The 14804-nt window shown below is 57.0% G+C and carries 10 protein-coding genes and 1 pseudogene; 7 read left to right on the top strand and 4 right to left on the bottom strand.

What is annotated here, in order from left to right:
• Positions 1–21: 21 nt before the first annotated feature.
• On the bottom strand, positions 22–1377 hold the full coding sequence (locus FJD34_RS03840) for a tryptophan--tRNA ligase (protein WP_090292048.1): 1356 nt from the start codon (positions 1375–1377) through the stop codon (positions 22–24).
• 24 nt (positions 1378–1401) lie between these two features.
• Positions 1402–2031 (bottom strand): alpha/beta hydrolase, encoded by a 630-nt coding sequence (locus tag FJD34_RS03835; RefSeq protein ID WP_032860126.1) that lies wholly within the window; start codon positions 2029–2031, stop codon positions 1402–1404.
• 147 nt (positions 2032–2178) lie between these two features.
• Here FJD34_RS03835 and FJD34_RS03830 point away from each other — a divergent pair, with 147 nt between their 5' ends.
• Positions 2179–2616, top strand: coding sequence for a Z-ring associated ZapG family protein (locus FJD34_RS03830; RefSeq protein ID WP_032860127.1), 438 nt, complete (start codon positions 2179–2181; stop codon positions 2614–2616).
• Between the two features lie 122 nt (positions 2617–2738).
• Here the strand turns inward: FJD34_RS03830 and FJD34_RS03825 are convergent, their stop codons facing one another.
• Positions 2739–3299 carry a response regulator transcription factor gene (locus FJD34_RS03825; RefSeq protein WP_029291924.1) on the bottom strand — a complete coding sequence of 187 codons (561 nt, stop codon included), beginning with the start codon at positions 3297–3299 and terminating at the stop codon, positions 2739–2741.
• Complete coding sequence (locus FJD34_RS03820) at positions 3292–4554, bottom strand: ATP-binding protein (RefSeq protein ID WP_032860128.1); 1263 nt, start codon at positions 4552–4554, stop codon at positions 3292–3294. Before FJD34_RS03820 ends, FJD34_RS03825 begins: the two co-directional genes overlap by 8 nt.
• Before the next feature lie 225 nt (positions 4555–4779).
• Between FJD34_RS03820 and FJD34_RS03815 the strand changes: the two genes are divergently transcribed.
• The 6 genes and pseudogenes from FJD34_RS03815 to FJD34_RS03790 all read left to right on the top strand — a co-directional run bounded on the left by FJD34_RS03815 (position 4780) and on the right by FJD34_RS03790 (position 14751).
• Positions 4780–5493 (top strand): SIMPL domain-containing protein, encoded by a 714-nt coding sequence (locus FJD34_RS03815; RefSeq protein WP_032860129.1) that lies wholly within the window; start codon positions 4780–4782, stop codon positions 5491–5493.
• A 249-nt stretch (positions 5494–5742) separates the two neighbouring features.
• Positions 5743–8679 (top strand): hypothetical protein, encoded by a 2937-nt coding sequence (locus tag FJD34_RS03810; protein ID WP_223232724.1) that lies wholly within the window; start codon positions 5743–5745, stop codon positions 8677–8679.
• Positions 8680–8702: 23 nt separating this feature from the next.
• A pseudogene (locus FJD34_RS03805) lies at positions 8703–9392 on the top strand (ABC transporter substrate-binding protein); the annotation flags it as partial.
• Between the two features lie 258 nt (positions 9393–9650).
• Complete coding sequence (locus tag FJD34_RS03800) at positions 9651–11276, top strand: ABC transporter substrate-binding protein (protein ID WP_032860131.1); 1626 nt, start codon at positions 9651–9653, stop codon at positions 11274–11276.
• Between the two features lie 365 nt (positions 11277–11641).
• Positions 11642–13186, top strand: a complete 1545-nt coding sequence (locus tag FJD34_RS03795; protein WP_373290037.1) for an ABC transporter substrate-binding protein — start codon at positions 11642–11644, stop codon at positions 13184–13186.
• A gap of 170 nt (positions 13187–13356) precedes the next feature.
• Positions 13357–14751: an OprD family outer membrane porin gene (locus tag FJD34_RS03790; protein ID WP_032860133.1), complete on the top strand. Its 1395-nt coding sequence runs from the start codon at positions 13357–13359 to the stop codon at positions 14749–14751.
• Positions 14752–14804 lie beyond the last annotated feature (53 nt).

Here is a 14804-nt window from a genome sequence, read left to right as displayed (position 1 = left end):
GGCAATCAACCCTTGGTCGGGTCAGTCCTCGATGGGCGTCAACGCCACGCGCACGGCTTCGATGGCAGCATCCCGCGCAGCGGCGTCGGCGAAGGCCGGGCTGTCGGCGACACACGCGCCGTCGAGCCACACACTGAAGCTTGAGGCTTCACTGCGCACATCCAGCGCCTGGCCGGACTGCAACTGCTTGGTGGCAGCACCCGCCGCCTTGCCGTCGGCGAAGTTGCGCGACAGCAGCAACTGCTCGCCATCAGCCGCCAGCAGGCGGAAGCGGAAGCTGCCGTCGTCTTCACGAAAGCTCACAAAGCGTGCGGCCTTCACCGCCTTCTTCTTGGTGCTGACTGCCTCGGCGGCCTGGTTGACGAACGAGCGCAGGCCCACGGCTTCACGCAGCTCTTGCAGGAACGGACCGGCAACGGCACGGGCTTTCTTGGCGCCGACCAGCAGCAGGTCTTCCATGTCCGAGGGGCGCGACATCAATTGATGGTAACGCTCGCGGGCTTCACCCAACTGATCGTCCAGCAACTGGAACAGGCGGTTCTTCGCCTCGCCCCAGCCCAGGCCGTCGAGCAGTTCGCTGCGCAGTTGCCGCTCCTGTTCCGCAGTGGCAAACGCCTGGTACAAGGTGAACAGGTGCGAGTTATCCGGATCCTTGGCCTCACCCGGCGCGCGGGAGTCGGTGACGATCCGCGAGATCGCGTCCTTCATGTCCTTGGCGCTGGTGAACAACGGGATGGTGTTGTCGTAGCTTTTCGACATCTTGCGTCCATCCAGGCCCGGCAAGGTGGCGACGCTTTCTTCGATCAACGCCTCGGGCATGGTGAAGAACTCACGGCCCTTGCCAAACAGATGGTTGAAACGCTGGCCGATATCACGGGCCATTTCCACGTGCTGGATCTGGTCGCGGCCGACCGGCACCTTGTGCGCGTTGAACATCAGGATGTCCGCCGCCATCAGCACCGGGTAGCTGTACAGGCCCATGCTGATCCCGGCATCCGGGTCTTCGCCGTTTTCCAGGTTCTTGTCCACCGAGGCCTTGTAGGCGTGGGCGCGGTTGAGCAGGCCCTTGGCCGCGACGCAGGTCAGCAGCCAGGTCAGCTCGGGAATTTCCGGGATATCGGACTGACGATAGAACGTCACCCGGTTCACATCCAGGCCACCGGCCAGCCAGGTCGCGGCGATTTCCATACGCGAGCGCTGGATGCGCTGCGGGTCATCGCACTTGATCAGGGCGTGGTAGTCGGCCAGGAAGTAAAACGAATCGGCATTGGCATCCTGGCTGGCGAGGATCGCCGGGCGGATGGCACCGGCGTAGTTGCCCAGGTGCGGTGTGCCGGTGGTGGTGATGCCGGTGAGGATACGGGTACGAGTCGTCATGGGTAATCGCTTATCAGACTGCTATCAATTCGAAAGGCGCGGCAGGACCAGATCCTTGAGATCAGTCAGCTTGCCATGGAAAAAGTGTCCACATTCTGCCACTTTCAGCAGTTCATGGGGGCGTTTGAGGGCCGCGGACCAGTCGTAGACGGCCTGCGGGTCGACCACTTCGTCGGTTTCCGGCTGGATCAGGGTCAACGGGCAGTCCTGTGGCAGCACGTCCTCATCACGCAAACGCATGACCGCCGCTGCCACCATGAACAGGTGCGCGAGTTTTTCGCCCTTGGCTTCCAGGCGTCCGCCGAGGCTTGCGGCAACAAATCCACCGAACGAGAAACCCAACAAGGTGATGGGCAGGTCCGGGTGCTTTTCACGCAGCCAACCGGCCGCCGCTTGCGCATCGTCCACTTCACCGGTGCTCATGTCGTGGGTACCGGCACTGGCACCCACGCCACGGTAATTGAAACGCAAAGTGATCAAACCAGCATCGCGAGCGGTGCGTTGCAAGGTCGATACGACTTTATTAAGCATGGTTCCGCCCTGCACCGGGTTGGGGTGGCAGATCAGCGCCAGGCCACGTGGCTCGGGGTGATCCAGATACAGGGCTTCCAATTGGCCTACCGGGCCATCGATCAAAACGGGGGTTTCACGCATGAGCAAGGAATGAACTCCGTGACCTCTCAAGGGGTCGACTCGTCTAGCTAAAAGTCTGTGCATGGCATCATTGCGAGCTTAATCGCGGTATACAGCGCAGGTTTGAGCCGTTAACGTAAAGCAAAGCCGTTTATAGAGGAAGGACTCGTGGAACACTCGCTCTTAGTTTGGTTGTTGCCGACTCTTGCCCTGGTTGCCGGTGTCGCCATTGGATTCCTGATTGCTCGCCTGCTGCCGAATGCCGCGCCTAACCGCACGCAGCGTCAGCTGGATGACATCCAGGAACGTTTTGACAGTTATCAGAACGAGGTTGTTACCCACTTCAACAGCACCGCGACCCTGGTCAAGAAGCTCACCCAGAGCTACCAGGAAGTACAGGATCACCTCGCCGATGGCGCCAACCGCCTGGCCCTGGACGACATCACCCGTCAGCGTCTGCTGGCAGCACTGCACTCCGATGCCGCGCAAGCTCCACGGGAACGCCTGACCCCACCTCGGGAAAACCAGGAGCCACCACGGGACTACGCACCCAAAACGCCGAACGCCCCCGGCATGCTGGATGAGCATTACGGCCTGAAGAAGTAAGTCGCTTTCAAGCCACAACAAAAAGCCCGGCTGATCGATGATCAGCCGGGCTTTTTGTTAAATCTACACAAACCAAATGTGGGAGCGGGCTTGCTCGCTCCCACATTGACCAAGTACAGCGCTCAGCGGCGTACCGGGCGCTTCTGCAACTTGCGCTGCAAGGTCCGGCGATGCATGCCCAACGCTCGGGCAGTCGCCGAGATATTGCCTTCATGCTCGGTCAACACACGTTGGATGTGCTCCCACTGCAGGCGGTCCACCGACATCGGGTTTTCCGGCACCAGGGTGTCGAGGTCGGCGTGCTCGGAGAGCAGCGCAGCCAGTACGTCATCCGCATCGGCCGGCTTGCACAGGTAGTTGCAGGCACCGCGCTTGATCGCCTCGACGGCGGTGGCAATGCTGGAGTAGCCGGTGAGGATCAGCACGCGCATTTCCGGGTCCAGCTCCAGCAGCTTGGGCAATAGCACCAGGCCGGAGTCGCCATCCATTTTCAGGTCCAGTGCCGCGTAGTCCGGCAGGTCGGCCTGGGCGATGGTCAGGCCCTCTTCTGCCGACCCCGCCGTGCTGACGCGAAAACCGCGCCGGCTCATGGCGCGCGCCATCACGCGGGTAAAGGTGGCATCGTCATCTACCAGCAACAGGTGCGGCAGTTCTTCGCCTTCGACTTGGATCTCGTCACTCATCGATGTCTCCTCGTGCAGCACGGGGCAGGCGCAGCTCGGTGAGCGTGCCGCCTTCCTCATGGGGGTAAAGTTTCACCGAGCCGCCAGCGCGGGTCACGCTGGCCTTGCTCAAGAACAGGCCCAGGCCGAAGCCTTTGCCCTTGGTGGTAAAGAATGGCTTGCCGATTTGTTCGGCGATGGCCAGCGGCACACCGGCGCCGTGGTCACGAATGCTGATGGTGAGGGTTTCCGAATCCCAGTCCAATTGCACTTCCAGCCCTTCCGGACAGGCGTCGGCGGCATTGTTCAACAGATTCAGCAATGCCTGGGTCAAGTCCGGCGGTGGCGCCATGCGCGGTACCGCGCCCTGCCCCAACAGATGGAAGCGATAACTGGCTTCGGGGCGCATCAGGTGCCAGCGGTTCAGTGCTTCGTGCAGCCACTGGGTGACGTCTTGCATGTCCACCGCCAGGCGCCGGTTGGCTTCGGCGGCGCGCACCAGTTGCTGCAAGGTTTGCTTGCACTGCTTGACCTGCTCCTGCAGCACGCTGAGGTCGTCCTGTAGCGCCGGGTCGTGATGGTCCTGGCGCATTTCCTTGATCAGCACGCTCATGGTCGCCAACGGCGTGCCCAGCTCATGGGCTGCGCCGGCGGCCTGGGTCGCCACTGCCAACAGTTGCTGGTCGCGCAGGCCCTCTTCGCGGCGGATAGCGCGCAGTTCTTCCTGGCGCCGCAGCTCTTCGGCCATGCGCGCGGCAAAAAAGGTGATCACCGCCGCCGACAGCGCGAAGCTCAGCCACATCCCGTAGATCTGCAGGTTTTCCCGGGCGATCGGGAAGGTTTCCAGGGGATAGAACTGCGCCAGCAGCAAGGTGTAGAGCGCCAGGGCAATACCCGACAGGATCACCGAGTAGCGCCACGGCAACGTCACGGCAGCAATGGTCAGTGGCACCAGGTAATAGGAAACGAACGGGTTGGTGGAACCACCGGAGAAATACAGCAACACACTGTGGATAAACAGGTCACAGGCCAGTTGCAGGGCATACTCCAGCTCCGTCACCGGCCACGTGGTGCGCAGGCGGATGGCCGTGAACACACACAGCACCGTGGAAAAAGCCAAGGTCACCCACAGCTGCAGCCAGGGCAACGGCAGCAGGTCAAACCAATAGGCAAGCCCCACGGAACCGGCTTGTGCGGCCAGGACCAGGGTGCGGATAAACGTCAGGCGCCAGAGGTTCTGGCGAGTGGCGGAAGTCAGTTGTACGGGGGCGAGCATGAGCTCTCCTGATGAGCGCTCCAGGCGGATCGCAAGGAGTATAAACGAAGCCAGGGTATCGACAGCGTGTGTGTGGCCCTTTGACGCAGGTCACATAATCAGGAACGCCGGACGCAAATTGACCGTTCGTCGGCATCGCGCCAAGGTGTAGAGAATTTGTAACCCGACGAACCCAAATCGCCCGTCTACAGTCTTATCGAACACGATCACCCTCAAGGAGCTTCCATGTCACGTTTCACTCGCAGTGCCGCCCTTATTGCCCTCAGCGTTGGCACCGTCGCCAGCCTGCCCGTGCTGGCTGCCGATCAACTGCACTACAACCAGATTTCCCTGCGTGCCGAAGTCAGCCAGGAAGTGGCCCGCGACCAGATGATCGTCACCCTGTACACCGAGTCCCAGAACACCGACCCGGCCAAGCTGGCCGCAGAAATCACCACCACCATGAACAAGGCGCTGGCCCAGGCCCGCGAAGTCAAAAGCGTGACCCTGCGCCAGGGCAGCCGTAACAGCTACCCGATCTACGACAACAAGAACCAGAAGATCACCGGCTGGCGTGAACGCGCCGAACTGCGCATGGAAAGCTCGGACTTCGCGGCGCTGTCCAAGCTCACCGGCGAGATGCTGACCCACCTGAAAATGGACAGCATGGACTTCGCCATCGCCAACCCGACCCGCAAAGCCAGCGAAGATGCGCTGCTCAAGGAAGCGGTCAGCGCGTTCAAGGCCCGTGCCCAACTGGCCACCGATGCGCTGGGCGGCAAGGGCTACAAGATCGTCAACCTGAACTTCAATACCAATGGTTATCCACAGCCCTACGCCCGTGGCGGCATGATGATGAAGGCCGCTGCGATGGATTCGGCGCCCACGCCTGAGGTCGAGGCCGGTACCAGCCAGGTCAGTATGTCGGCGGACGGGGTAATCGAAGTTCAGATGCCCTGATTGAGCAATACCTTAGTTGTAATAACGCTGCCTTCGGGCGGCGTTTTTTTTGCCTGTACAACAGCGCATGATTTTTCCTGAAAGCTGTAGCCATCGGCTTAAACCCAACTTACAAAGCAAACCAAATCGCAAAACCGGAACTTATCACACTCATACCACCACCAAAAATAGCATACAAAAAACCACAACAAGGACGCTGTTATTACATTAACTACCAATATAAATCTACTTACTAAAAACGAGTCAACCATGAATATAAGCCAACCTTCTGCGCCCCCTCTTACGGCCATACCTCAGCCCCCAATACATCATCGCCATACTCGAAGCATTGACAGTTCACCCGCCCCAGAAAACCAAATCAAGGACCGTATAACCGATTCAGAAGACAAAAAAACTGACGATAAACAAAAGCATATTTCGGGCGCTCCTTCCAACCCCGAAACCAGCATCTATAGTGCAACTATTTATGGCGAAAATTCGGCACCTCCACCGAATAAAAACTTTACGCTGGAAGAGCGAAAAAATCATATTGATAGCTATGCTCATCGCGTAAAAAATCAGATAAAAAATGTGGAAACCGGTAGTGAAAACGAGAGAAACGTCAAGTTCCAGAACGTTCGCCAGTTCCTCGAACCTTCGGGTTATTTCAGTGGCGGTTTGTTGGCCGCAGGATACGACCCGCATGAAAAAATCACGGCGACGTTCACCTCCTACGTCGGGAAGGGAAAACCCGAAACACTGAACAATACCTTCCAACGTACCTATTATGCGTGGGAAATTGCAGCGGGCGCCCTTGCGCACGATGAGGTTCAACGGGGAGGCCCGATAAACTTCAACTTTATGGAAATCCCGGAGAAGGACAAAAGCCTGGTTGCCGACCTGACATCGGTCGGCAAGAAACTCCAGGATCATTGGGAAAATGATTTTACCAGCCCCATAAAAAGCGGCTTTAACCTTCTGGGAGAACTGGGATTCCCAGGAGCCTCAATAGGCTCGCAACTCCTTGGAGACAGTGGCGTCACGAAAGAAATAGCGCTCCGCTCGGGGAAAGCCGACGCCTATCTGGTACGGGGAACCTTGCAGAATTTCCGAAATAACCAGGACAGCTTTGAAATCTTAAGCCCCGAAGGTAAAGAAACAATAATTCGTACCCTGGATAAAAATGGGCAAGTCATTATCCCCAACATATATGGCTACCCATTGTCCGGATATGCTTTTATTCCCTATACGCCATATGATGGTGATTACAAGAGCAGACCCACTCAGGGTTTAATGATTGATTTGAAGAACGGCAGCCTCCATGAAATACATGGCGACAAAGAGTTTGCGACATGGGCCAAAGACAACCGTGACAACTTACTGCAGAGTTTCAACGCCCGCGACAAGCAAGGCGGCAAAGATGCTCACTGGCCCATGGCAGGTGAAGTGCTCGACAATTTGATTTCCGGTGCCAACGCCCACTACCCCGGGTATTACAGTAAATTGTCAGATCAATCCATACCGGTTTCGCAGACATTCAATTACACCAGCTCACGCGGTTCAGATTATAATTTGAAATATGGCAATCTGAATGACGGCATTGCCGAAAAATACCAGGCCGTAAACACAAAAAATGCGGCATGGGCCGACCAAACCGAGGTGTTTGGCTCCTCGCAACAAACCTGGAAGGCCGCGAAGGAGTTTTGGGGTAACACGTTCGCTTACATCCCCGGCCTTGGCAACCAGGGCAATATTGTATTTGGCACCCACGATGGCATCTATGGCATGACGGCCTCTGACCGCGTTGGTGGCAATGCTGCTGCGGTAATATCAGCCCTGCAATTGGCTCACGATGCTGCGCCGTTTGCAGCAGAGGCAAGTTTAAGTGAAGTCCCCCTCTCTTTTAACGCGCTAAAAGCCGAAGATTACAGTTGGAGATATAACTCGCAAAATAATGACTTTGAATTGGTGCGAGCGTCAGAAGCTGAGAGCGGTACCAATGAAGTGGAGACATCCAGACAGGGAAGGACAGAAACAAGTAGCGAGGCGGGTGACATTCGACCAAAACAACCTGAAACGATCAATCCATTGCGCCCCAGCCAATCGGGGCATATCAGCCAGCATGCAGTGCCAGACGGCGAGAAAGTCATCGAATATGCCGTGCGCAACGCCAAGGGTATTTATCAGGTAAAGGATCCACTAACCGGTGCAGACAGCTGGTTCATTCGCTATACCGATGCGCAGGGTATCCCTGGGGTGTATGAGATCAAAAGCGATTTCAAACTGAACAACGGTTATGTGCAGATCATTGACCCCAAAACCAGAACACCGATAATGACCGTCCACTCATCCGGTCACGGCGAGTGGGCACCGGCCAGTGGAAAGGGCGGCATCAAGTGGCCTTGGGAGCGCACCCCCTCGCCCACGCCAAGTGATGATCCGAAGTCCCCCACCACCTTTGCCAATAACTTTCTCGATCTCGATGGCAAAAAGCTTCCCTCATCTGACAGGATTGATGAGTTCCTGAAAGTCAGAGAGGGAACCCAATATGACTTCGCCGGTAGCAACTATGAAGAGAACGGAGTCATCAAAACAAAATTCCAGGTGGACTGGAGCATCGAAGACAATAACTTCGCCGTTGCACCCGGAGAAAAAGCACAACTCACGGAACACAGTTCGAACAAATATTCACCCAACTTTGTTTTGGATTTAAATCGTAATACTTATACCGTTGTCACGACAGAAAATGGGCTTCCCGTGTCTAAGCCACTGAATGCAGGGGCTGGCTCAGGCTCGGCCGAAGGCATCAGACAAGGAAGATTGCAGCAATTTGAGCAACTTATTCCTGACGCTGATCTGCGTGCCAGTATTTCCGAGGTCGCTCATCAAGGCTCTCTGGCTCCTGCCGTCACGGATCTGAGCCCGGGATCGATGCTACAAGATGGCTATTACTTCGCCGCTGACGATACTCAGTTTTATATCGTGTACGACCCAGCCAAGGACCTGACCAAGGTTCAGATTACTTCTAAGGGACATCTCTCCTACCCGGACAAAGATATCCGCAATATTCCAGGTGTGGAGGTAACGATCCGCAGGACCTTCACAATACGCAAGGGCAATGAGTTGGGCAGCCCATATCCGATCGACAAAGACGCCCCAACCAATATTGAGGTCTCCGTCGCCCCCCGGAATGAAGTGACCAGGTAACGTCCCTCTACTGGATTCACCTGCTCAAGGTACGCCAAGCCCTGGACATGGCCATCGATAAACCGGCGATTATCCAGGCGGTGTATCAAAGTGCCGGGCAATTGGCGCAGAACGCATAGCCTGCGGCCCAGTGGTCTTATGACCCCAACATCAAGGATACGCCGCACGATCCGGTCAAGTCCCGGGCGCTACTAAAAGAAGCAGGGGTTGCACCAGGTACCACCATCAACCTGTGGGCTATGACCGTGCAGCGTGCCTCCAATCCCAACGCGCGAATGTCGGCGCAGGTGTTCCAGCACGACTGGGCCAAAGTCGGGATCACCGCCAATATCATCAGCTATAAGTGGGGCGAACACATCAAGCGCGCAAAAAACGGCGAGCACGATGTGATGATTTACGGCTGGACCGGCGACAACGGTGACCCGGATAACTGGCTCGGCGTGCTCTACAATTGTGCCGCAGTCAAGGGCAGCAACTATGCAAAATGGTGTAACCCGCAGTACGACCAACGGGTGCCGAAGGCCAAGCTCAGCAGTGACCGTGACGAACGCATCAAGTGGTATCAACAGGCGCAAAAAATACTTAAGGATCAGGCACCTATAACGCCTACTGCGAACTCGACGGTTTTTCAGCCACTGCGCAAGGAAGTCCAGGACTTCAAGATCAGCCCGTTTCGGCTGACACCGCTCTACGGCGCAAGTCTGAATAAGTAACAACAACGCCCCAACCGAGTGCGCCAGACACCTTGATTGGGCCGATACGGTGCATGTCGCGCACCGAAAAAAACCCTCAAAGATGCAGTTTTGTGTCGAAAATTACATGAATGCGACATTCCTGTACGTTCGTACCACTCTTTGACGCTTGTAGCCTCTCAACATCTTGCATTGGGTATGGGGCCTGCATAAGTATCCGCAGGCCGACTCACGAGGTCGCCCTCAATTCCAAAAATGACAACAAATCATGAGGCCAACATGCTTAAACACGCAGTCATTCCGTTTTTAGTCAGCGCCGGTTTAATGGCCGCTGCACCTTTCGCCCAAGCGGCGACTAATCTGGTGTTCTGCTCCGAAGGGAGCCCGGCCGGTTTCGACCCAGGCCAGTACACCACCGGAACAGACTTCGATGCTTCGGCCGAAACCATGTTCAACCGTCTTAGCCAGTTCGAGCGCGGCGGCACCGCCGTGATTCCTGGCCTGGCCACCAAGTGGGACGTTTCCGAAGATGGCCTGACCTACACCTTCCACCTGCGCGAAGGCGTCAAGTTCCATACCACCCCATACTTCAAGCCGACGCGCGAATTCAACGCTGACGACGTGCTCTTCACCTTCAACCGGATGATCAATAAAGACGATCCATTCCGTAAGGCCTACCCCACCGAGTTCCCGTACTTCACGGACATGGGGATGGACACCAACATCAAGAACATCGAGAAAATCGACGACCACACCGTCAAGTTCACCCTTGGCACCGTGGACGCCGCGTTTATCCAGAACCTGGCCATGAGCTTCGCCTCGGTACAGTCGGCTGAATACGCCGCCCAACTGTTGAAGGACGGCAAGCCCCAGGACATCAACCAGAAACCGGTCGGCACTGGCCCGTTCGTGTTCAAGAGCTACCAGAAAGACTCCAACATCCGCTTCACCGGCAACAAGGATTACTGGAAGCCTGAAGACGTGAAGATCGACAACCTGATCTTCGCCATCACCACCGACCCGTCGGTGCGTGTGCAGAAACTCAAGAAGAACGAATGCCAGGTCACCCTCTTCCCGCGTCCGGCCGACCTCAAGGCCCTGGGCGAGGACAAGACCCTGAAACTGCCGCACCAGGCCGGTTTCAACCTGGGTTATATCGCCTACAACGTCATGCCGGTCCTCAAGGGCCAGACAGCGGCCAACCCGCTGGCCGACCTGCGCGTACGCCAGGCCCTGGACATGTCGGTCAACAAGCAGCAGATCATCGACTCGGTGTACCAGGGCGCAGGCCAGCTGGCAGTCAACGCCATGCCGCCGACTCAGTGGTCCTATGACGAGACCATCAAGGACGTCCCGCACGACGTAGCCAAGGCCAAAGAGCTGCTCAAGGAAGCCGGCGTCAAGGAAGGCACCGAGATCACCTTGTGGGCCATGCCAGTACAACGCCCGTACAACCCCAACGCCAAGCTGATGGCCGAAATGCTGCAGAACGACTGGAAGCAGATCGGCTTGAAGGTCAACATCGTCAGCTACGAGTGGGGCGAGTACATCAAGCGTTCCAAGGGCGGCGAGAACCAGGCCATGATCATCGGCTGGAGCGGTGACAATGGTGACCCGGACAACTGGCTGAACGTGCTGTTCGGCTGCGATTCCCTGGCCGGCAACAACTTCTCCAAATGGTGTGACAAGAAATTCGACGGCATTGTGAAAGAAGCCAAGGCCACCTCGGATGTCGCCAAACGCACCGAACTGTACAAACAGGCGCAACACGTCCTCAAAGATGCAGTCCCTATGACACCTATCGCGCACTCGACGGTGTATCAACCCATGCGCAACAACGTGCAGGACTTCAAGATCAGCCCATTTGGCTTGAATTCCTTCTACGGGGTGAGCGTCAGCAAGTAGTGATCTCTGGCGGCGACGTTTCATAACGTCGCCGTTATTGCATCCGCCAAGATCCTAGGAATCGGACTACATAAACAGAGGCTGCCGTCCTACAGCAGCTAACTGCCGATGTTCCGTCCAATACCTACAAGGTCTGTCCGGTTCTGCGCATTTACTGCCCCACCCTCGTTCCCTAACGTCGAGGTAGGCAAACACGCAGTTCCGATACGGTATTTGCTGTGGATGAGAGCAGTGCTTTCTCCATGCCAGGTAAGGCGTGGCGATTGTTCACTGACGAAAATGATAAACATGGATTGGGGACCGTCATGCGCCATACCACCGTTCTATCCGCAATATTGGGCACCAGCCTGTTGGCCGTCGCTTCAATGGGCCAGGCGGCCGAGAAGAAAAGCCTGGTGTTCTGCTCCGAAGGCAGCCCGGCAGGGTTCGACACCGCGCAATACACCACCGCCACCGACAACGATGCGGCCGAGCCGATCTACAACCGCCTGGTCGAGTTCGAAAAGGGTGAAACCAGCGTCGTACCTGGGCTGGCTACCAAGTGGGATATTTCACCCGATGGCCTGACCTACACCTTCCATCTGCGCGAAGGGGTGAAATTCCACAGCAACAAGGAGTTCAAGCCGACACGGGATTTCAACGCCGATGACGTGCTGTTCACCTTCAACCGCATGCTTGACCCCGACCACCCGTTTCGCAAGGCCTACCCCACCGAGTTCCCATACTTCAACGGGATGAGCCTGAACAAGAACATCGCCAAGGTCGAGAAAACCGACCCGCACACCGTGGTGATGACCCTGAACACGGTCGACGCCGCGTTTATCCAGAACATCGCCATGAGCTTCGCTGCGATCCTCTCGGCCGAATATGCCGAGCAACTGCTCAAGGCCGGCAAACCCAGCGATATCAACCAGAAGCCAATCGGCACCGGGCCGTTCGTGTTCCAGCGTTACCAGAAGGACTCGCAGATCCGTTTTGCCGGCAACAAGCAATATTGGGACCCAAGCAAGGTCAAGCTCGACCAACTGATTTTCGCCATCAACACCGACGCTTCGGTGCGGGTACAGAAGCTCAAGGCCAATGAATGCCAGGTCACCCTGCATCCACGCCCCGCCGATGTCGACGCCCTCAAGGCCGACCCGAACCTGCAACTGCTGACCAAGCCTGGCTTCAACCTCGGCTACATTGCCTATAACGTGCGGCATAAACCCTTCGACCAGCTCGAAGTGCGCCAGGCGCTGGACATGGCGGTGAACAAGCAGAGCATCCTCAATGCCGTGTACCAGGGCGCGGGCCAACTGGCGGTCAACGCCATGCCACCGACCCAGTGGTCCTACGACGACACCATCAAGGACGCCGCCTACAACCCGGAAAAAGCCAAGGAATTGCTCAAGGCCGCCGGCGTCAAGGAAGGCACCGAAATCACCTTGTGGGCCATGCCGGTGCAGCGCCCGTACAACCCCAACGCCAAACTGATGGCCGAAATGCTGCAAAGCGACTGGGCCAAGATCGGCCTCAAGGTCAAGATCGTCAGCTATGAGTGGGGCGAGTACATCAAGCGCACCAAGAACGGCGAACACGACATCAGCCTGATTGGCTGGACCGGCGACAACGGTGACCCGGACAACTGGCTGGGTACCCTCTACAGCTGCGACGCCATCGGCGGGAACAACTACTCGATGTGGTGTGACCCGGCGTACGACAAGCTGATCAAGCAAGCCAAGGTCGTCACCGACCGAGAACAACGGACTGTTCTGTACAAACAGGCGCAGCAACTGCTCAAGCAGCAGGTGCCGATCACGCCTGTCGCCCACTCGACGGTCAACCAACCGTTAAGCACCAAGGTCGAAGGTTTCAAAGTGAGCCCCTTCGGCCGCAACGTGTTCTCGGGCGTCAGTATCACCCCATAAGAAAATAACCGGATACGCAGAGCGAAGTTGGCTCTGCGGCAAACGTGTAGCTGTAATTCGCGAAATGCCCTACAGCAAACGTTTGCAAAGGCTTGAAGAGTTACACACCCAATAACCGGTTCACCTAATGAGACCGGTATTAAAAAAAGAGAACCAAAGGAGCTCCACCCATGAAATTGAGCAGCAAAGTGCTACTGGCCATGGCCATCAGCAGCATCACCGCCACCGCCTACGCGGAATCAGTGAGCCAGGACTTCGTTCCAACCACACTGGCCGGTACCAGCGCCCAAAGCGAGGCCAAAGGCTTTGTCGAAGACTTCAGCCTGGGCGGCCAGACGCGTAACTGGTACTCCCATGAAAGCAAGTACCGTGGTGGCACCTTCGAATACCAAAAGCACGGTAAAACCCTGACCGACCGCAACCGTACCAACTGGGTACAGGGCACCATCCTCAACGCCAGCTCGGGTTTCACCGAAGGTACCGTAGGCGTCAAGACCGAAGTTGCGGTGTACAACGCTCTGGTCCTGGACCGCAGCAAGCGTGACATCAAGGGCGGCTCCAACCGTACCCTGGCTGATTCCAGCGGCGACGCCGTAGATCAGTGGAGCAAGCTGGGCCTGGCCAACGTGCAATTCCGTGTGTCGAACACCACCCTGACCGCCGGTCGCCAGAACTTCAGCAGCGCAATCGTCGACACCATCGGCAACCGTGCCCTGCCTTCGAGCTTCCAGGGCGTGAGCATCGACAGCCAGGAGTTCAGCAACCTGTCGTTCCAAGGCGGTATTTTTGACCGCGTATCGCCGCGTAGCGAGCAAAGCCTGTCAAAATTCCGTACCGAGTACGGCAATGGTGCCGAGACCGACAAGGTCTACACCGCCGGTGTGAACTACCAGCCACTCAAGAGCTTGAAGACCAGCTTCTTCGCCGCCAACGTCAAGGACTTCTGGAACCAGTACTACTTTGGCGCAACCCACGAATTGGGTGATAGCCAGCAACTGGCACTGACCACCGGTTTCAACTACTACAAGACCGTTGACGAAGGCAAAAAGGAAATGGGGGAAATCGACAACGATACCTACTCCCTGTCCCTGGGCCTGGCTCACCAGGCTCACAGCCTGACCTTCTCTTATCAGCATGTGAACGGTAACGAATACTTCGACTACCTGCACGAAACCAACGGCATCTACCTGGCCAACTCCCTGACGTCGGACTTTAACGGCCCGAACGAGAAATCGTTCCAGATCGCCTACGCCATCAACATGGCCGAATACGGCGTGCCAGGCCTGAAGTTCAACGCCTACTCGGCACGCGGCTGGGACATCGACGGCACCCACTACACCGGTAACGGTGGCCGGGCCAAATTCGCCTACGACGGCATCCAGAAACAAGACGGCGAGAAACACCAGGAATACGGTGTAGGCGCCGGCTACGCGATCCAGAGCGGCCCGCTCAAGGCCACGGCTATCCGTGCAACCTACGTCGAGCACCGTGGCAGCAAGTTCCAGTCTGACGGCAGCATCAAGGAATTCCGCCTGGTCACCACCATTCCATTCAACATTCTTTAATTAGCGCCAGGTGCACCGCGGGCTCAGGACGAGTTCGCGGTGCATGCTTGTCT

Source organism: Pseudomonas brenneri (assembly GCF_007858285.1).
Classification (GTDB): domain Bacteria; phylum Pseudomonadota; class Gammaproteobacteria; order Pseudomonadales; family Pseudomonadaceae; genus Aquipseudomonas; species Aquipseudomonas brenneri.
Note: the sequence above shows the minus strand (reverse complement) of the source record. Positions and strands in the feature narration are given on the sequence as shown.